General features: G+C 64.1%; 14 protein-coding genes. 6 read left to right on the top strand and 8 right to left on the bottom strand.

Annotated elements, in window-relative coordinates:
* Nucleotides 1-68: 68 nt before the first annotated feature.
* From FJ953_RS04430 to FJ953_RS04405, 5 genes are all read right to left on the bottom strand, one after another.
* Nucleotides 69-1,448, bottom strand: coding sequence for an aspartate aminotransferase family protein (locus tag FJ953_RS04430; protein WP_140623281.1), 1,380 nt, complete (start codon nucleotides 1,446-1,448; stop codon nucleotides 69-71).
* Nucleotides 1,449-1,705: 257 nt separating this feature from the next.
* On the bottom strand, nucleotides 1,706-3,766 hold the full coding sequence (locus tag FJ953_RS04420; protein ID WP_140623279.1) for a prolyl oligopeptidase family protein: 2,061 nt from the start codon (nucleotides 3,764-3,766) through the stop codon (nucleotides 1,706-1,708).
* Between the two features lie 104 nt (nucleotides 3,767-3,870).
* Nucleotides 3,871-5,031 carry an MFS transporter gene (locus tag FJ953_RS04415; RefSeq protein ID WP_140623276.1) on the bottom strand — a complete coding sequence of 387 codons (1,161 nt, stop codon included), beginning with the start codon at nucleotides 5,029-5,031 and terminating at the stop codon, nucleotides 3,871-3,873.
* A gap of 94 nt (nucleotides 5,032-5,125) precedes the next feature.
* On the bottom strand, nucleotides 5,126-6,301 hold the full coding sequence (locus tag FJ953_RS04410; RefSeq protein WP_140623274.1) for an MFS transporter: 1,176 nt from the start codon (nucleotides 6,299-6,301) through the stop codon (nucleotides 5,126-5,128).
* Between the two features lie 165 nt (nucleotides 6,302-6,466).
* Nucleotides 6,467-8,356, bottom strand: a complete 1,890-nt coding sequence (locus tag FJ953_RS04405; protein ID WP_140623272.1) for a phospholipase D-like domain-containing protein — start codon at nucleotides 8,354-8,356, stop codon at nucleotides 6,467-6,469.
* A gap of 216 nt (nucleotides 8,357-8,572) precedes the next feature.
* Between FJ953_RS04405 and FJ953_RS04400 the strand changes: the two genes are divergently transcribed.
* The 4 genes from FJ953_RS04400 to FJ953_RS04385 all read left to right on the top strand — a co-directional run bounded on the left by FJ953_RS04400 (nucleotide 8,573) and on the right by FJ953_RS04385 (nucleotide 14,744).
* Nucleotides 8,573-10,150 (top strand): trimethylamine methyltransferase family protein, encoded by a 1,578-nt coding sequence (locus tag FJ953_RS04400; protein WP_140521093.1) that lies wholly within the window; start codon nucleotides 8,573-8,575, stop codon nucleotides 10,148-10,150.
* Between the two features lie 164 nt (nucleotides 10,151-10,314).
* Nucleotides 10,315-10,800, top strand: coding sequence for a DUF559 domain-containing protein (locus FJ953_RS04395; RefSeq protein WP_140521094.1), 486 nt, complete (start codon nucleotides 10,315-10,317; stop codon nucleotides 10,798-10,800).
* Nucleotides 10,797-13,379 (top strand): FAD-dependent oxidoreductase, encoded by a 2,583-nt coding sequence (locus tag FJ953_RS04390; protein ID WP_140623270.1) that lies wholly within the window; start codon nucleotides 10,797-10,799, stop codon nucleotides 13,377-13,379. The genes FJ953_RS04395 and FJ953_RS04390 overlap by 4 nt, the downstream gene beginning before the upstream one ends.
* A gap of 9 nt (nucleotides 13,380-13,388) precedes the next feature.
* On the top strand, nucleotides 13,389-14,744 hold the full coding sequence (locus tag FJ953_RS04385; protein WP_140623268.1) for a Xaa-Pro peptidase family protein: 1,356 nt from the start codon (nucleotides 13,389-13,391) through the stop codon (nucleotides 14,742-14,744).
* Here the strand turns inward: FJ953_RS04385 and FJ953_RS04380 are convergent.
* A complete protein-coding gene (locus FJ953_RS04380) occupies nucleotides 14,709-15,539 on the bottom strand; it encodes a PhnD/SsuA/transferrin family substrate-binding protein (protein ID WP_140623266.1) in 831 nt (276 codons plus the stop codon). The genes FJ953_RS04385 and FJ953_RS04380 overlap by 36 nt on opposite strands.
* 91 nt (nucleotides 15,540-15,630) lie before the next feature.
* Nucleotides 15,631-16,638 (bottom strand): fatty acid desaturase, encoded by a 1,008-nt coding sequence (locus FJ953_RS04375; RefSeq protein ID WP_140623264.1) that lies wholly within the window; start codon nucleotides 16,636-16,638, stop codon nucleotides 15,631-15,633.
* A 229-nt stretch (nucleotides 16,639-16,867) separates the two neighbouring features.
* Here FJ953_RS04375 and FJ953_RS04370 point away from each other — a divergent pair, with 229 nt between their 5' ends.
* The gene (locus tag FJ953_RS04370; RefSeq protein WP_140495665.1) at nucleotides 16,868-17,725 is read left to right on the top strand and encodes a helix-turn-helix transcriptional regulator; all 858 of its coding nucleotides are present in this window, start codon (nucleotides 16,868-16,870) and stop codon (nucleotides 17,723-17,725) included.
* A gap of 115 nt (nucleotides 17,726-17,840) precedes the next feature.
* Nucleotides 17,841-18,863, top strand: coding sequence for a betaine--homocysteine S-methyltransferase (bmt, locus tag FJ953_RS04365; protein WP_181165301.1), 1,023 nt, complete (start codon nucleotides 17,841-17,843; stop codon nucleotides 18,861-18,863).
* Between the two features lie 16 nt (nucleotides 18,864-18,879).
* On the opposite strand, the gene FJ953_RS30375 is transcribed toward bmt, so the two are convergent.
* The gene (locus FJ953_RS30375) at nucleotides 18,880-19,143 is read right to left on the bottom strand and encodes a hypothetical protein (RefSeq protein WP_181165302.1); all 264 of its coding nucleotides are present in this window, start codon (nucleotides 19,141-19,143) and stop codon (nucleotides 18,880-18,882) included.
* Nucleotides 19,144-19,302: the final 159 nt, after the last annotated feature.

The raw sequence follows: 19,302 nt of genomic DNA, 5'->3' as shown, positions 1-19,302 counted from the left end.
ACCGGAACCCTCAGTCTGTCTGGGGCCAGCGGCCGGGCGTCTCGATCACGAACGCCCGGCCATTTCTTTTACCGCTTGCGCAGATCCGCTTGCGCCAGGTTGAGCGCCTTGCCGATGCGCTCGCAGGCCATATCGATCGTGTCGCGGGTCCAGATCAGCGGCGGTGACAGGATCATCGTGTCGCCGGTGGCGCGCAGCATCATGCCGTTGGCGATCGCATGGTCGCGCACGGTCACCGCGGCACTTCCAGCCGGCAGGAACCGCTCCTTGGTCGCCTTGTCCTTGACGATCTCGATCGCACCCATCAGCCCGATCGAACGCACCTCGCCGACCAGCTCGTGCCCGGCGATGCGCTCTTGCAGCGCCTTGGCGAAATAGGGCCCGGTGTCGCTCCTGACGCGGTCGACCAGACCCTCCCGCTCCATGATCTCCAGGTTCTTCAGCGCCACGGCGCAAGCCACGGGGTGGCCGGAATAGGTATAACCGTGATTGAACTCGCCGCCCTTCTCGATCAGCGTCGAGGCAATGCGATCGCCGACCAGCAGCGCCGACAGCGGCTGGTAGCCCGACGTCAGCGCCTTGGCGGTGGTGATGGTGTCGGCCTCGATGCCAAGCGTCTGCGCGGCAAACCATTCGCCCGTGCGGCCATAGCCGGTGATGACCTCGTCCAGCATCAGCAGCACATCATATTTGCGGCAGATGCGCTGTATCTCGGGCCAATAGCTTGCCGGCGGTATCTTCACGCCGCCAGCTCCCATCACCGGCTCGCCAATGAAGGCGGCGACCTTGTCGGCGCCGGCTTCGAGGATGGCGTCCTCGACCGCCTTTGCCGCGCGCAGGCCGAAATCATGATCGCTCTCGCCCGGCAGCGACAGCTCATAGGCGTACGGCATCATCACATGGACGATGTTGGGCACCTCTCCGTTGAGCTGCTTGTGCATGGCGTCCATGCCGCCGAGCGACGTGCCGGCGATGGTCGAGCCGTGATAGGCCATCTTGCGCGAGATGACGCGGTTCTTCTGCGGCTTGCCTTCGAGCACCCAATAGTGGCGCACGAGCCTGAGCGCAGTGTCGTTGGCTTCCGAGCCGGACGAGCCATAGAACACCTGGTTGACATTCTTCGGCGCGATCTCCGCCAGCTTCTTCGACAGAAGCACAGGCGTCGGCGTCGAGCATTTGAAGAAGGAATTGTAGTAAGGCAGCTCCTTCATCTGCGCATAGGCAGCCTCGGCGAGCTCGTCGCGGCCATAGCCGATATTGACGCACCACAGCCCCGCCATGCCGTCGAGCAGTTCCGTCCCTTCGGAATCGTAGATGAAGGGACCGTTGGCGTGGGTGATGATGCGCGATCCGGCCTCGCGCAATTCCCTATGGTCGGTGAACGGATGCAGATGATGCGCGGCGTCGATCTGCTGAAGCTGCTTCAGCGAATAATTTTGATAGGTCATGGATCTGATCTTCCTCTGGAACCAATCCGGCTGCGCCGGGGCGGATTCTTCAGAGGATAGCGGGTGGCGAATAGCCTATGCGGGCGCAAAGCCGCAAAAGCTCGGCGCGCAACGTGCGCAGCGACGGCGTCACCGCGCCCCCAAATGCCCGAACCCCGAAAAGGCCGGCCAATGTCACCACGGGAGCCATGAAGGCACCTTAGAGCAAAGAAGGTTCGAGGTGAACCACCCTTCGCTCGGGTCCGAAGGCTTCCGGTTCAGCCCTTCCCGCCCAGCGTCCTCTGCAGGAAAACGTACTTCATCGCGGCCTGTGCCGCCTGCGGCCGGCGGTCGCCGCGGCCGCCATGGCCGCCCTCGGTCTCTTCGAAGAAGAGCGTCCCGGCGTGGCCGGCCTCCTGCAGGCGGGCGGCCATCTTGCGCGCATGGCCGGGATGCACCCGGTCGTCGGCGGTCGAGGTGGTGAGCAGCACCGGCGGATAGGCACCGGCCTCGACATGCTGGTAAGGCGAGTAGGCGGCCAGCCAGGTCGCATCTTCCGGCTTCGACGGATCGCCATATTCGGCCATCCACGACGCGCCGGGCGGCAATTCGGTGTAGCGCAGCATGTCGAGCAGCGGCACCTCGATGATCACGGCGCCGAACAGCTCCGGATGCTGCGTCAACGAGACGCCCGTCAGCAGGCCGCCATTCGAGCCGCCCTGGATGCCGAGCGAGGCAGCTGTCGCAATGCCGCGCCTGACGACATCCTGCGCGACCGCCGCGAAATCGTCGAAAGCGTTCTGCCGGTTGCCCTTGAGCGCTGCCTGGTGCCAGGCCGGGCCGAACTCGCCCCCGCCGCGGATGCAGGCCTGCACATAGGCATTGCCCTTCTCCAGCCACAGCCTGCCGCGCACGCCGGCATAGCCAGGCAGCAAAGGCACTTCGAAGCCGCCATAGCCGTAGAGCAGCGTCGGCACCGGGCCCTTTTGGTCACGCCGCCTGACGACGAAATAGGGAACCATCGTGCCGTCCTTGGAACGCGCCTCGAACTGTTCCGAGACGAGCTGCGAAGCATCGAATCGCGACGGCTGCGACTTCACTGTGGCGAGCGTCTCGCCATTGTCGTCGGACCAGATGATCGAGCTCGGCGTCAGGAAATCGGTGAAAGAGAAGGAGACGCTGGCGCCGAAATGTTCGGCATGGCTGATGCCTACCGTGCCGTTTTCCGGCAATGCGACCGGTTTCAGCGACCAGGCGCTGTCCCTGCGTTCGCAGGCCACAACCTTGCCGCGCACATTGTCCATCAGGCTGATGAACAGGTGGTCCTGCGTCCTGGCGAGAGCGGCGATGGACACGCGATGCGCCGGCGCGAGCAAGGTCTCGATGGCGCCGAAACTGCCGGTCTCGATCCAATGAGCGAAATCGAACGAATAGAGCCCGTCCGGCCGGCAGGCCGTTCCATCCTGCGCCGTCCAAGGCGTACGCACGCCAAACACCATCTGGTCCTTGAAGAGCGCCGTGTCGGTAACGTCGTCAGGCAACGGAATGCGTCTGTTTTCACCTGACGGGAGACGCAGGAAACTGTGCGATGCAAAGAAGTTGAGCGTCCGCGTTAGAAACAAATGCCGCTTCTCGCCATCGAACTCCAGGCCGGCGCCGACGGCGAGGTCTTCCTTCTGCGCTTCGAAGATCGGCGTCGCGTCTTCAAGGTCCGTGCCGCGCGTCCACAATTTGACGACGCGCGGGTAGCCGGATTCGGTCTTGTCGGCCTCTTCGAAGGCTGCCGAGACGATCACCGTATCCTTGTCGAGCCAGCCGAAACCGGACTTGGAAGCGGGCGCGCGAAAACCGTCCTCGACGAACGATTTGGCGGCGATGTCGAATTCGCGCATCTCGCTGGCGTCGCCGCCATCAGGCGACATCGAAACCAGGCAGCGGTTGAAATCGGGGTAGAGCCGGCTGGCGCCGCCGAACACCCACTTCACTCCCTCCCTCGCCGCGAGCTGGTCGAAGTCGATGATGGTTTCCCAGTCCGGTCTGTCGGTCTTGTAGGAAGCCACCATCGTGCGGCGCCACAGGCCCAACACATTGGTCTTGTCCTGCCAGAAATTATACACATAGCCGTTGAGCGCGGAGCCGACGGCTATGTTGTCCTCGGCGGTCATCAGATCGAGCGCGGTTTCGAACGACGCCTGGTAGGACGGATCGCCCTGCAATTGCGCCACCGTGACTTCGTTCTGGCGATGTACCCAGTCGAGCGCCTCCTTGCTCGTCCTTTCCTCCAGCCAAAGAAAGGGATCATCGGTCGCCAAGCCAGGCTTTGTCGTCGAAATGGTCATGCGGGTCTCCGGGAAGTCGGGGGGCGGCCCTGCCTACATCGCGTCAAAGGGCGCCGGATTCAAGGTGTTGAAGCCGCGTCATCGCGGCAGATCGCTTCAGGCCGTCACACGATCCGCCGCCGGATGACGGTCGCAGCCGCCAGCGCCAGGCAGATCGCGCCGAGCGTCACCGGCAGGCCGCTCGCGCCGATCCCGTCCATCACGCCGCCCGCAAGCGGCGGGACGAGGATGCCGCCGACGCCCCACATCAGGGAGAAAGCGGCATTGCCGGCAACTAGCGCCGAGCCGCTGAAGCGCTCGCCGAGTTCGATGATCGCCATCGTATAAATGCCGTAGGACACCGCGCCCCAGACGAAGATCATCGGCCAGACCAGCGGCGTTTCGATCAACAGCGGCAGCAGCAGACAGCCGAGCAGCGTCAGCACCAGGCAGATGAACCGCACCAGGCGCGCCGTCAGCCGCTCGGCCAGCAGGCCGAGCGGCACCTGCATGGCGATGTTGCCGGCGATCATCGTCGACAGCAGGGCCGACATGCGGTTCTCGGCGATGCCATAATGCGTGCCGTAGACGGGCAACAGCGCCAACACCGCCTGCTCGAAGCCGGCAGCCACGACCACTGCCGACAAAAGCAGCCAGGCGAGCGGCATGAAGCCCATCACCGAAAGCCGATGCCCGGCCTCGTCGACCTTGGGCAGGCGCCCGACCACAAGAGCGAGGCACCCGCCGCAGAAGATGAAAGCGGAAATGCCGACCAGGAATGGCGGCCAGCCCTCCGTACCGACGGCCAGCAGGCAAAGCGGCCCGGCGGCGAAGCCGGCCGAGATGATCGTGGAATAGACGCCCATGATGCGGCCGCGCCGGGCCGGCGGCGCCAGCGCGATCACCCAGATTTCGCTTAAGACATAGAGCGGATTGGTCACCGCGCCGATCAGGAACCGCAGCGGAAACCAGAGATAGACGTTCTGTGTCCAGCCGATCAGCGCCAGCACGACCGCCGAAAGCGCCGCGCAGGTCAGCGCCGTGCGCCCTGCCCCGAACCGCCGCGCCAGTGACGGGATGAGCGGCGACGAGACGATGAAGCCAATCGGCGTCATCGCCGCCGACAGGCCGATCATGACAGGCGAAACGCCCTGCCGCTGCAGGATGAAGCTCAAGAGCGGATAGGACAGTCCCTGCGCGATGGCGAACACCGACACGGTCGCGATCACACCGGTGATCGCTGCCCACTGCATCGTATCGTCGCGCTTCGGTTCCACCCGGTCCATGATCCACATCGCCTCTCGGCTGCAGGCTTAGCGTTTCGACCCGACAGCCGTAAGCCCCAAAGCCCGAACCCACGCTTGTTCCGGCCAAACCCTGTCAGGAGCCTCTGCGGCTGGCCGATCTGTAGAGCACGAAGGCGACCAGCAGCGCGTCCAGGCCGACGATCACCGCCGGCAATCCCAAAGGCCCGATCGCCTGCATCAGCAGACCGGCGCTGGGCGGACCGACAATGCCGCCAACGCCCCACAACAAGGCGAAAGCGGCGTTGCCGGTGACCAGCAGCGAGCCCTTGAAGCGGCTGCCGAGTTCCACCAACGCCATCGTGTAGACGCCATAGCCGACCGCTCCCATCACCAGCAGCACCGCCCAGATCAGCGGCGTCGCGATCAGCAGCGGCAGCAGAAGCGCGCAAACGGTGGTCGCCACCGCACAGGCCAGGATCATGGGGCGGCCGCCGAAGCGTTCGGCGAGCAGGCCGAGCGGGATCTGCAGCAGGATATTGCCCAGGGATAACGCCATCACCAGAGCGGCGAGCACGGCTTCCGGCAAGCCATAGCCGGCGCCGAAGACCGGAACCAGCGCATAGGTGCTTTGCTGGACCGCTGCCGAGACCAGCACCGCCAGCAGCAGCGCCGGCGCCAGCGGGGCAAAACCGATAAAGCTGCCGGCTGGCTGGCCGTCATCCTCGAAACCGGTGAGCTTTGAGGAGACAAGGCGCAGAATAACGGCGCAGAGCACGAAACCACCAATGCCGACGCTGAAGGGAGCCCAGCCCGACGTGCCGAGCAGGGTCAGTGTGAAAGGCCCGGCCGCGTAGCCGGCCCCCATCAGCGTGTTGAACACGCCCATCACCCGGCCGCGTCGCGCCGGCGGCGCCAGCGACAGCGCCCAAACCTCCCCGAGGATGTAGAGCGGGTTGATGACCACGCCGATGATGAAACGGAGGACGAACCACGCCACCCAATCCTGCAGATAGCCGATGCCCAGGAAGCACAGCGCACCGATCAGCGAGCAGCCGACGGCGAGCGTGCGGGCGCCGACCAGCCGCACGGCGGCGGGCACGAACGAGGCAGACAGGATCAAGCCAACCGGCATCATCGCCGCCGACAGGCCGATCAGGCCCGGCGACATGCCTTGCTTCTGCATCAGCAGCGTGAACAGCGGCGAGCTCAGCCCTTGCGCGGCGCCGAACATCGCCAGCGCTGCGGTGACGCCGGCGAGCGCTGCCCACTGCGTTGCCGCTTCGCCTTGGCTCGAGCCGGTCGCGACCATGCTGCCGTTCCATGAGTGAATCGCCGACCTGCGGATCGGCAAGCCATCAGCTACCGGTTCGATCCCGGGAAAGGAAGGGCCGGACGGCAAAATCCGCTTGCGCCAACGGCCGGCGCCGTGCACCGGAAGGCTCGCGTCAAAAGCCGTCAGCACCCGCCGGCAGCACTATGGAAAATACCGTGCGATCGCGCCTTTCCTGCCTTGCGCGTAAGGCTTCAGCCACTTGTCGTCGATGGAGAGCCCATCGTCATCCGAAGGGCCTTTGCCGATGGTCCTGCGCCAGGCGCGGAACTTGTAGTGGTCGAACACGTCGAGCATATGCACGGCATAGGCCGCGGCGAAGGTCTTGTCGCCTTCGACGATCACCATGTTCTCGTCGTTTTCGTAGGAAGCCTTGTAGCCGAGATTGTGGCTGCCGGTGACGACCGTTGCGTTGTCCTCCATCGGATCGATGATGACGATCTTGTCGTGCACGATGGCATGGCCGACGGTCAGCACCTCCGCCTGGAAATCGCGGGCGATCGTGGCGCCGGTCAGGTTCGCCGCCCGCACGATGGAAACGTTCGGCGCCTCCCAGACCTTCTCCGGATAGACGAAGGGCGACTTGCCGTCCCTGTTTGATTTATGGGTGACCGGATCCTTGGTCGGCGCGACATAATTGGGCATGGCGGTCTCATCGCTGATTGCCCCTTGCACGATCAGCTTCGGATCGGCCCTTGCCGCCGCCACCGCCTGGTCGACGATCGAATTGTCGCCGAGCCGCGAAGGATTGAACACCAGGAACAGCACGGCGCGCTTGGCTGCCTTGATGCGGGCGAAGAGGTCCTCGAGATCGACCGGCCGCACCGAGATGTTCTTCTTGTTGCGCTCGGGATCATTGGGCGAGAACCACACCGTCATGCCGTCCAGCGCCGCCGTGGCGCCGTTGAGCGGGTTTGGCCTGTGGTTTTCCCTGCGAAACGGCACGCCTTGCGTCTGCGCGACATGGCCGGCGGCGCTTTCCGTGGCCGGCGGCGGGAACAGGTCGGCCTTCATGCGCTGCCAGTAGGCGTCGAATATCTCGGCCATCGCCGGGTCGTCGCGGATGAAGGCGTTGTTGGATTGCCCGCAAATGCCCGTCGAGGTCCAGTTGGTGCTGCCCGTCATCACCGATTGCGGCTTGCCCTGGGCATCGCGATAGACGGCGAACTTGTTGTGGCCGATATGGTTGTTGTTGAACAGGCGATCCGTCACCGCGACGCCTGCGTCGTGCAGCCGCTTCCTGTAAGGCGCGTTGCCAGCGTCCCAGGCCTTCGTCTGGTCATCCCTGCCCGAGTTGGAAAGAATGACCTCCACGACATCCTTGGCGGCAATGATTGCGTCGCACAGTTCGTCGTCGCCAAGCTCGTAGAGCGCAAGCCTGACCGTGCCGCCCTCGGCCTTGGCCCGCTTCGGCAGGCTGGTCAGCACATCAGGCACGTCGCCATGCAGGTAGGCGCGTATCTTGCTGGTCGGATCCTGCAGCACAGCCCTGATCTTGTCGCGCTGCCCGACCTTGATGCCGGCCTCGGCCAGCGCGCGCGACATCCATTGCGTCGACAGCACGCCATTCGTGAAGGCGACGCGCGCCTTGCCGAACATCTGGCCGAGGAAGATCGGCGGACTGACCGCGCCCCGGCCGAGATAGCCCAGCGGCCGCGCTGGACCGGTATAGGTCTTTTCCGGGCGCACCGGCACGGGATCGAGCCCGGCCTTCATGTCGCCGACCGGACGCACCCGGTAGGCGATCATTTGGCCGTCTGGCCTGACATCCAGGCTGTCGCGGCGCCGCCGGACAGTGAGATCGCGCCAGAATGTCTTCTGCACCGGCCAGACGCCGGTATCCTGGGGTATCCAATCCTTGTTGCGCTGTCCCTTGAAGGGCACCCAGGAAGCCAGGCAACGCTCCTCGCCGGTGTCGGGATAGAGGCGAACGATCTCGAAGCCCAGGCAGCCCGGGATCATCCCGTCGAGGTCCCAGGAGAGGAACGCGACTTCGTTGTTGGTGGCGGCACGCACTTTGACGACGTCAGGCATGGCTCTCCCTCCGGAGATATTCGACGCACAAGTTTATCAGAAGCAAAAGACGATACTGCAACGAATGGCGCCCCCTTATCCGCGGGCCCGCCTCGGGACCACGCAGCTGCCGTTCCGGCATGTCGCTTCCCTCGCTCTAGTGGTCGCCGCCTCCGCAATGGCCGGACAGCCGCCGGTCCATTATGCCGCCCACTTTCGCATCGTACGAGGCCCCTCATGACCGCCGCCCTTCAACCCGCCGAACCGGCATTGGCAACCGATCGTGCCCGCCGCGGCGGCCGCGCCGGAAAACGCGCAGGCGGCTCGGCCGCGTTCGAGCAGCCGCCGTTCCGCCAGCTGAAAATCCCGCTCCAGCCGACCAAGCTGGTTTCCGACGACGAGCTGGAATCGATCCACCTGGCCTCGCTGCGGGTGCTGAAGGAGATCGGTGTCGACGTGCTGCATGACGAAGCCCGCCGCATCATGAAGGAACATGGCGCCGACGTGCGCGAAGGCAGCGAGCGCGTGCGCTTCGACAGCGACATGATCCTCGATCTGGTGTCGCACTGCCCACCTGAATTCACTATCCATGCCCGCAACCCCGCGCACAATGTGCGCTTCGGCGGCGACAATCTGATCATCTCGATGATGGCCTCGGCGCCCAATTGCTCGGACATCGATCGTGGCCGCCGGCCCGGCAACCAGCAGGATTATCGCAATTTCCTGCGCCTGGCGCAGATGCACAACATACTGAACTGCACGGGCGGCTATCCGGTCGAGCCGATCGACATCCACCCCTCCGTCCGCCACCTCGAATGCATCCGCGACCTCGCCACGCTGACCGACAAGGTGTTCCACATCTATTCGCTCGGCAAGGAACGAAATGTCGACGGCATCGAGATCACCCGCATCGCGCGCGGCATCAGCCACGAGCAGTTGCTCGAAGAACCGTCCGTTTTCACCATCATCAACACCAATTCGCCGCTGAAACTCGACGTGCCGATGATGGAAGGCATCATCCAGATGTCGAGCAAGGGCCAGGTCGTCATCGTCACGCCGTTCACCCTGTCGGGCGCCATGGCGCCGGTGACCATTGCCGGCGCGCTGGTGCAGCAGAACGCCGAGGCGTTGTCCGGCATCGCGTTTGCCCAGATGGTCAGGAAGGGCGCGCCGGTCGGTTATGGCGGCTTCACCTCCAATGTCGACATGAAGTCGGGTGCGCCCGCCTTCGGCACGCCCGAATACATGAAGGCGCAGCTCGTCGGCGGCCAGCTGGCCCGCCGCTACAACATCCCCTACCGCACCTCCAACACTTGCGCCGCCAACACGGTCGACGCACAGGCCGCCTATGAAAGCGTGTTCTCGCTGTGGGGCGCCATCCAGGGCGGCGGCAATTTGATGATGCACGCCGCCGGCTGGCTCGAAGGCGGCCTGCGCTGCTCCTACGAGAAGACCATCCTCGACATCGACCTGTTGCAGATGGTGGCGGAATTCTTGACCCCGCTCGACCTGTCCGAACAGGCGCTTGGCTTCGACGCCATCCAGTCGGTCGGCCCCGGTGGCCACTTCTTCGGCACACAGCACACGCAGGATCGCTACAAGACCGCCTTCTACTCGCCGATCCTGTCCGACTGGCGCAATTTCGAGACCTGGGCCGAAGCCGGCTCGCCGACGGCGCTCGAAAAGGCCAACAAGGTATGGAAGGAGCGGCTGGCCTCCTATGACGAGCCCTACATGGACCCGGCGATCCGCGAAGAGCTCAACGCCTTCGTCCAGAAACGTCGCGCCGAAGGCGGCGCGCCGACCGATTTTTGATCGTCTGCGTTGTTGATGAACTGATCACGCGTATGGATTCGATGAACGGTCGACCCCCACTCCGTCGAGCTGCGCTCGACACCTCTCCCCCGATCGACGGGGAAGAGGAAGGGCGCGGACTTGGCCAGGCTGGCTCCCTTCCTCTCCCTCCGGAGGGGGGAGAGGTGGCGCTGCGAAGCAGCGACGGAGTGGGGGAAGCCGCTCGTAAAACCCGCAGTCGCCGAAAGTCAGTTACAACCCAGAGAACCAGGAAACTCAGGCAAGGCAACAATCAGGCCGAAGCACTGCTTTGGCTCGAGCTGAAAACCCGCAAACTTGGTAGCTACAAGTTCACGCGACAGTTCTCTATCGGACCATATTACGCCGACTTCTGTTGCCGCGAAAAATGGCTGATCGTCGAGCTCGACGGCTCACAGCACGCCGACAGTTCCTACGACCGCCGCCGTGACGATTTCATGCGCGCCCAAGGCTACTCGATCCTGCGCCTCTGGAGCTATGAAGTCCTGAAACACCGTACTCCCGTGTGCGAAACCATCCTCGCCGCGCTCGACGACAGGCTGGTCGAAAACATCGCTGCATCCGACCTCCGCTTTGTTTTCATACCGCACTCACCCGATTCAATCTCTTCAAAAACGGACCTAGCTTCATGAAATCCCATGTAAAAGCGGTTGTCATCGGCGGCGGCGTCGTCGGCTGCTCGGTGCTCTATCACCTGGCAAAGGCCGGCTGGACAGACATCATGCTGATCGAGCGCTCGGAGCTCACCTCCGGCTCGTCCTGGCACGCGGCGGGCGGCTTCCATACGCTCAACGGCGATCCCAACGTCGCCAAGCTGCAGGCCTACACCGTGCAGCTCTATAAGGAGATCGAGGAGCTTTCCGGCCAGTCCTGTTCGCTGCACCTGACCGGCGGCGTGATGATGGCCGACTCGCCCGAGCGCATGGACTTCCTGCGGCTTGCCCATGCCAAGGGCCGCTATCTCGGCATGGATACCGAGCTGATCACGCCATCCGAGGCCAAGGCGATGTTCCCGCTGATGGACGAGACGAATTTCGTCGGCGCCATGTGGGATCCGGTCGAAGGCCATCTGGATCCGTCCGGCACGACGATTGCGTACTCGAAAGCGGCGAAGAAACTCGGCGCCGAGATCGTGCTGCGCAACCGCGTCGTCGAACTGACGCAGCAGGTCGACGGCACCTGGAACGTCATCACCGAACAAGGCACGGTTCACGCCGAGCATGTCGTCAACTGCGGCGGCCTGTGGGCGCGCGAGATCGGCCGCATGGTAGGCCTCGAACTGCCGGTGCTCGCCATGGAGCACATGTATCTCTTGACCGAGCCCATGCCGGAGGTCGAGGAATTCAACAAATCGACCGGCCGCGAGATGATCGGCGTCATGGATTTCAAGGGCGAGATCTACACCCGCCAGGAGCGCAACGGCATCCTGCTCGGCACTTACGAAAAGGCGTGCAAGCCATGGTCGCCGGTCAACACGCCCTGGGATTTCGGCCACGAGCTGTTGCAGCCCGACCTAGACCGCATCGCGCCGTCGCTGGAGGTCGGCTTCAAGCATTTCCCCGGCATCGAGAAAGCCGGCATCAAGCAGATCATCAACGGTCCCTTCACTTTCGCATTGGATGGCAATCCGCTGGTCGGCCCGGTGCAGGGCCTGACCAACTTCTGGTGCGCCTGCGCCGTCATGGCCGGCTTCAGCCAGGGCGGCGGTGTCGGCCTGGCGCTGTCCAACTGGATGGTGCATGGCGATCCCGGCTTCGACGTATGGGGCATGGACGTCGCCCGCTTCGGCGAATGGGCGAGCCTGCGCTACACCAACGCCAAGGTGCGCGAGAACTATTCGCGCCGGTTCTCGATCCGCTTCCCCAACGAGGAACTGCCGGCAGCGCGCCCGGCGCAGACGACGCCGCTTTATGACACCATGCTCGCCAACAACGCCGTCATGGGCGACTCCTGGGGCCTTGAAACGCCGCTGTGGTTCGCGCCGAAGGGCAAGGAGCCGAAGGATATCGTGTCCTTCCACCGCTCCAACGATTTTGGGCCGATCGGCGAGGAAGTGCGCGCCACGCGCGAGCGCGTCGGCGTCACCGAAATCGCCAACTTCGCCAAATACGAGGTCTCCGGACCGGGGGCGGAGGATTTCCTCAACCGGCTGATGACCAACCGCATGCCGAAGGCGGGCCGCATCGTGCTGACCCCGATGATCAACGAATTCGGCAAGCTGATCGGCGACTTCACCATCGCCAAGGCCGCGGAAGAACGCTTCATGATCTGGGGCTCGTCGGCCGCGCAGAAATATCACATGCGCTGGTTCGAAAAGCACCTGCCGAAGGATGGTCCAAGCGCGTCAGAGGTACGCATCCACCGCTTCGACCAGACGCTTGTCGGCCTGTCGATTGCCGGACCCAAGTCGCGGGACCTCCTGCAGAAGCTGGTCGATGTCGATATCTCGACCAAGGCCTTCCGCTTCATGGACTTCCGCGAAATGGCGGTCGGCGGCGCGCCCTGCATGGTCAACCGCATCACCTATACCGGCGACCTCGGCTACGAGATCTGGATGGCGCCAGCCTATCAGCGCCTGGTTTACAAGGCGATCAAAGACGCAGGCGAAGAATTCGGCCTGGTCGATTTCGGCATGCGCGCCCTGCTCTCCATGCGCCTGGAAAAGAACTTCCCGACCTGGTTCCGCGAATTGCGCCCGATCTACGGACCGTTCGAAGGCTCGATGGACCGCTTCATCAAGCTGGAGAAGAACGACTTTATCGGCCGCGACGCGGCCGCCAGGGAACGGGCCGAAGGACCGAAGCTGCGCCGCGTGTCCTTTATCGTCGAGGCGGCCGACGCCGACGTGATGGGTGACGAGCCGATCTGGGCCAAGGTCGGCAAGGACTACGGTACGGTGGAAAAGCCGCATGGCTTTGGCGCGCCGCGCTTCGATGCGGCCGGCAAGGAAGTGCGGGGCTCCAAGGCGGCGCAAGGCGCGTCCGCCGTGCGCGGCATCGTCGACGGCGACTGGCGCGTGGTCGGTTGGGTCACCTCCGGCGGCTATGCCCACTACGTCCAGAAGTCGATGGCGCAGGGCTACGTGCCGGCGGCGCTGGCCCAGGATGAAAGCGCCGGCCTGTTCGAGATCGAGATTCTCGGCCATCGCCGTCCGGCCCGCATCAATGTCGAGGCGCCGTTCGACCCGAGCGGCGAGAAGATGCGGAGCTGAGGTTTCGCCATGGACAGCGCGGCGCCAAAGGGGAGCTTCGGCCGCCACCGCAAGATCATGCCGTTTGTGCCGGGCTCGATCGAGGCGCTGCGCGAGGCCTCCCGCCGGAAGGCGGCTGATCTCAACCAGCATGTGCTGGGCTACGGCGCGACAGCCGAAGCGGAATGGGCGGCGGCAGGCATTGCCGCCCCCGACCTGGCCGAAATGCGCAAATATCGGCTGGAGCGCATCCGCACGGAGCTGAGGCGCCGGGGCTACGCCGGCGCGCTGCTCTACGATCCCGTCAACATCCGCTATGCGGCCGATTCCACGAACATGCAGCTTTGGGTGGCGCACAACCCGACACGGCATTGTTTCGTCGCCACCGAAGGGCCGGTGGTGCTGTTCGACTATTTCTCCTGCGAACATCTGTCGGACCATTCCGGCGTCGTCGACGAGGTTCGCCCCGCCGTCTCGTGGATGTATCTCTACAGCGGCGAGCTCACCGAGCAGAAAGTCCGCCGCTGGGCGGCCGGAATCGCCGATCTGGTGCGGGAACATGGCGGCGGCAACAGCCGCATCGCGGTCGACCACATCAACCCGGAAGGCGTCGAGGAACTTGCGCGCCTCGGCATTTCCATCGGCAATGGCGAAGCGGTGATGGAGAACGCCCGGCTGGTCAAATCCCCGGACGAGATCCTTGCCATGCGCCGCGCCATCCTCGCCTGCGAGGCGGCAATGGGCGAGATGGAAAAGGCGCTGAAGCCCGGCATCACTGAGAATGAATTATGGGCCGAACTGCACCGCGGCAACATTGCCCGCGGCGGCGAATGGATCGAGACGCGGCTGTTGGCATCCGGCCCGCGCACCAACCCCTGGTTCCAGGAATGCTCCTCGCGCCTCATCGAGGCGGGCGATCTCGTCGCCTTCGACACCGACCTGATCGGCCCCTACGGCTTCTGCGCCGACCTGTCGCGCACCTGGCTGTGCGGGGATGTGAAGCCAACCGACGAACAGCGCGATCTTTTCCGCATCGCCGCCGACCAGATCGCGCACAACACCGAATTGATACAGCCGGGCACCGCCTTCCGCGACCTTGTCGACCGCTCGGCGGTGCCGCCCGGCGACTGTTTCCCGACCCGCTATGGTGTGCTCTACCATGGCGTCGGGCTGGCCGACGAATACCCCACCTTGCCGCATGCCGACGACTGGACATCGGACACGCCCGACGGCGTGATCGAGCCAGGCATGGTGCTGTGCGTGGAGAGCTATATCGGCAGGCTCGGCGGGCGCGAGGGTGTCAAGATCGAAGAACAGATCCTGGTCACCGGCACCGGCAACGAAAAGCTTTCAACCTATCCGCTGGATGCGAGGCTGCTCGGCTAAGCCGGCAAGGGCCTCGCGCATCGCGGCAACCGTTTTTTCCGGCGTCGTTTTCGCGGTGATGAAGGGCAGGCCCTTGCGCAGGCCCGTCCAGCCGACGACCTTCACTTGCCGGGCGGCCCCCTCGAAGCGCTGCGCCAGCGCCCAGCTCTCGCAGTCGATCGCCGCGACATCGGCCCTGCCCTCGGCCACGGCGACGATCGAAGCGCGATGTCCGCCGCTTTCGCTGCGCGAGGAAAACACATCAAGGCTTTCGCCCAGCGCCTCCAGGTCGCGCGTCGGCGCGATGATACCGGACATCGAATCGAGGCTGTTGAAGGTGAAGCGTTTGCCGCGGATCAGATCGAGCGGGATGACGGGCCTGCCATTGGCAGGCGCAGGCACGGACGCCTTGCCGTCCGCCCGCATGACAAGCGCGCTCGAATAAAGCTCGCCCTGGCCGCCTTCGTAGACGTCATAGCTCGGCTGGCCGACAACCTGCACATGGCTGGCCAGGCCAAGCTCCATTGGCCCCCAGCAAGTCTGCGCGAACAGCAGTGCGGGATGCAGCCAGAGCTGGTGAAAATCGAGCGCGTCCGGCGGCAATGTCGCGGGGTCGGGCGCGATCAGAACGCCGGTGGCACTATGAATGCCGCCCGGCACTGGCGGCAGATCGCCGTTGCGGCGAATGACGGTCTCCGGCGCATCGATTATCCCCCCTTGACGGAAGGCATCGCGCAGCAGTGCCCATTGGTCGTCGACCTCGCGGCGCACTTCCGGCCAGTCATACATCGGCAGCGCTGCAACGAATTCGCTCATGCCGGGATCTGACCATTAAATCTGGAGAGAGGTTCGCAAAAACGCGGCGTCGGATTTGAGTTAGCCGACACCGTCCGTCGTGTCGCGGGCTTCATTCCTTGGGCGGCTCGGCCGGGACTGGCGCGGTGCCGAGCCCGCTGATGCTGCGCGCCCTGACGCGCGGCTTGAACGCCCTGCCCGGCTCCGGCTGGCGCCGCAACACCGGATGCACGATCGGCTCCTTGGCCTTGAAAGCATAGGACCTGATCAGCGCGAAATAGTTGGGATAGGCATAGCCATTGTTCATCCGCAGCCATTCCTCGCGACGCTCGCGAAACAGCTGAGGCAGTCTGTACCAGGCCACCGTTGGGGTCTTGTGGTGGACGAAGTGCAAATTGTTGTTGAGGAACAGGAACGACAGCGGCGAGCGCTCGATGATCACCGTGCGGCCTTCGGGATGCTCGGACCATTGATGCTCGGCAAAGGTGCGGATCGCGATCAGCGACTGGCCGAGCCACACCGGCAGAATATAGAGCCAAAGCGGAATGCCGAAGCCGAACTGCACGATCGGCGCCACGACGGCGAGGCCGATCGCATGCAGCAGCCAGGCTTTGCGGATGGCCTTGTCGCCGGCCATCATATGTTTGGCGTCGTCGATGAAGAAGCCGATGCAGGACAGCCAGGGACCGAGGAAGAACCGGCCGGCCATGGTGTTGTTGATCCCGAGCAGGAATTTCATCGTCGGCGGCAGTTCATCATGCTGCCACAGCGCCTGATAGTAGCTTTCCGGATCGTCGAGCGGATCGGTCAGGCGCTCGTCGGCATGGTGGCGCAGATGAAGCGTCTTGAAGCGGCGGAACGGCCAGACCAGACCGATCGGCAGGAAGACGAAAGCCTCGTTGATCAGGGCATTGCGCGTCGGATGGCCGTGCAGCACTTCGTGCATGATCGACGACTGAAGTGCCAGGATGAAACCGAGGAGAGCGAGCGCGAAGATCGGATAGGACGGCCAGAGCAGTAGACCGGTGGCGAGCCATGCTCCGTAACAGAAGAAAGCGAGGGCTGCGGTTGGCCACTCGATGGCCGGTGTATTGCGTCGCCTTATGCTCTTGCCAGTCATGCTATCGACCACTGCCCCTCAGTCGCCGGAACCCCAGCGGCTCCTGACAGCATAGTGTCAGGAGAAACGATTCCACTCAACGAGACAAAGTGTACAAAATGTTGCGATTGCGCATTTTCAACCGCACATGTTACAGATTGTAAACAGGCCCAGGGATTCATTTACGCCTGGAGCGCCTCGTCAGGACGTCTCGGCGAAAATTTTTCCTCATGATTCGGAGACTTGGAAGATGGACAAACGAGATCTGTCAGCAATCTTTCGGGAGCGTCTCAAGTTGCTCCTGACAAGGTCCGACCTCAACCAGTCCGCCTTCGCCACCGCCGTCGGCATCGATCGGTCGGCGCTGTCACAGCTGATGTCCGGCGCGTCGACGCGCCTGCCGCGGGCCGAAACGCTGCTCAACATCGCGGCCGAGTTCAAAGTGTCGCTGGATTGGCTGCTCGGCCTCAGCCAGGACGAGGGCGTCACCGGTGAAATCCGCGAAAGCCTGGAGATCGAGGAAGCCCCCGACGGTTTCGACCGCACGCTTCTGGCCAGATGGTTCGCCGAGGCCGCAGGCACCAAGATCCGCTATGTGCCGGCCGGCATCCCCGATCTTCTGCGGACGCACGCGCTGGTCGACTATGAGGCAAACATCACCAACAGGAGCAGGCTCGCACAGGCCAGCGAGACCCAATACCGCATCGAATACAACCGGCGCCCAGAGACCGACATGGAAGTCTGCATGCCGCGACACACGCTGGAGATTTTCGCACGCGGCCTCGGCGTCTGGGACCGCTTTCCGGAGGCCGACCGTCGGCAGCAACTCGCCCATATGGCGACGCTGCTTGACGATCTCTATCCGACTTTCCGGCTGTTTCTCTACGACGGCCGCATGCGCTATTCGATCCCGCTCACCATCTTCGGACCTTACCGCGCCGCCATCTATGTCGGCGACATGTACGTCGTGCTGAATGCCACCCAGCCGGTCCAGGCCTTGACCCGGCATTTCGACAATCTGATCCGGGCCGCCGACGTCAACCCGCATGAGGCAGCAAGCTTCGCGCGCAATCTGGCTGGCCTGTCGTTTCCATCAGGTTCCGCATGACAGCGGCACCCGTAACCGCGCCCTTCAACTGCGACTCCGCCGTCGCTATTTCATTGACTGGACATAAAGACTTCTTTATATCCTTATTCGACTTCAGAATGTGAAAGCCAATCCGATGACGACGACCAACCCGATCGACGCGCTGCTGGCGCAAAAAGGCGTGCTTTTGGCCGACGGCGCCACGGGCACCAATTTGTTCGCAATGGGTCTGGAGGCTGGCGAGGCGCCTGAGTTGCTGAACGAGACCGCGCCCGACACCATCACCCGCCTGCACCAGAATTTCGTCGACGCCGGCGCCGACATCATCCTGACCAATTCGTTCGGCGGCACCCGTCACCGGCTGAAGCTGCATCATGCGCAGGACCGCGTGCACGCCCTGAACAAGCGCGCCGCCGAGATCGCCCGCGCGGTCGCCGACAAGGCCGGCCGCAAGGTGATCGTTGCCGGCTCCGTTGGCCCGACTGGTGAGTTGCTGGTGCCGCTTGGCGCCATGACCTATGACGAGGCGGTAGACGCCTTCGCCGAGCAGATCGAAGGCCTCAAGGAGGGCGGCGCCGAGGTCGCCTGGATCGAGACCATGTCGGCGCCCGACGAGATCCGTGCCGCCGCCCAAGCGGCGATCCGCGTCGGCCTGCCCTATACCTATACCGGGTCTTTCGACACAGCCGGCCGCACCATGATGGGCCTGCTGCCGAAGGACATACACGGCGTCGCCGACGGCTTGTCGCAAGCCCCTCTCGGCGTCGGCGCCAATTGCGGCGTCGGCGCTTCCGACATCCTCGCCTCGCTGCTCGACATGACGCAGGCGAAGCCGGAGGCAACCGTGATCGTCAAGGGCAATTGCGGCATTCCCGAATTCCGCGGCACCGAGATCCACTATTCCGGCACGCCCGAACTGATGGCCGACTATGTGCGTCTTGCTGTCGACGGCGGCGCGAAAATCATCGGCGGCTGCTGCGGCACCTCGTTCCAGCACCTGGCCGCCATGCGCAAGGCGCTCGACGCCCACACCAAGGCGGATCGTCCGACCGTCGAGACGATCGTCGAGCGCATCGGTCCGATGCGCAACAAGGTGGCCACGGCGAACACCGCCGAGACCAGTGAGGCCCGACGCGAGCGTCGTCGCAGCCGGGCCTGAAGCCACCGCTTTCTAATTATTCGCTGTTGTCGGCGTAGCTCGACTGCGCCGATTTAAGATCGACGACATTGGCGCCGCGCATCGTCATCAGCGCTCCGGATGAAACCGGATCGGTGATCTGCTCCAGCATAATGCGGAAACGGTCGTTGGTCAGAGCCGACATGGCGGTGTGGCGCGCCTGCGCGACATCGTCGCCGATGCGCCTGGATTCGGCTGATTGGGCGGCCGCCGAAGCGTCCCGTGCCGGCGGTGTCGAGTTGGCGGTAGTCCTGATCTGCAATTCCGGCTCCCTCAGCCCCACACACCTATCCGGCGTAACAAGAGGAAATTGCGATCCGGTACCGGAAATGCCGCGCAATTTAACGATCGCAAATTCCCGCAAAAAACGGGCCGGCAGGGAATGCCCCCTCGCCGGCCTCGCCTCACCCGCCCGTGGCCG

This window comes from Mesorhizobium sp. B2-3-6, from assembly GCF_006442305.1.
Classification (GTDB): Bacteria; Pseudomonadota; Alphaproteobacteria; order Rhizobiales; family Rhizobiaceae; genus Mesorhizobium.
This window is presented reverse-complemented; position numbering and strand designations above follow the sequence as displayed.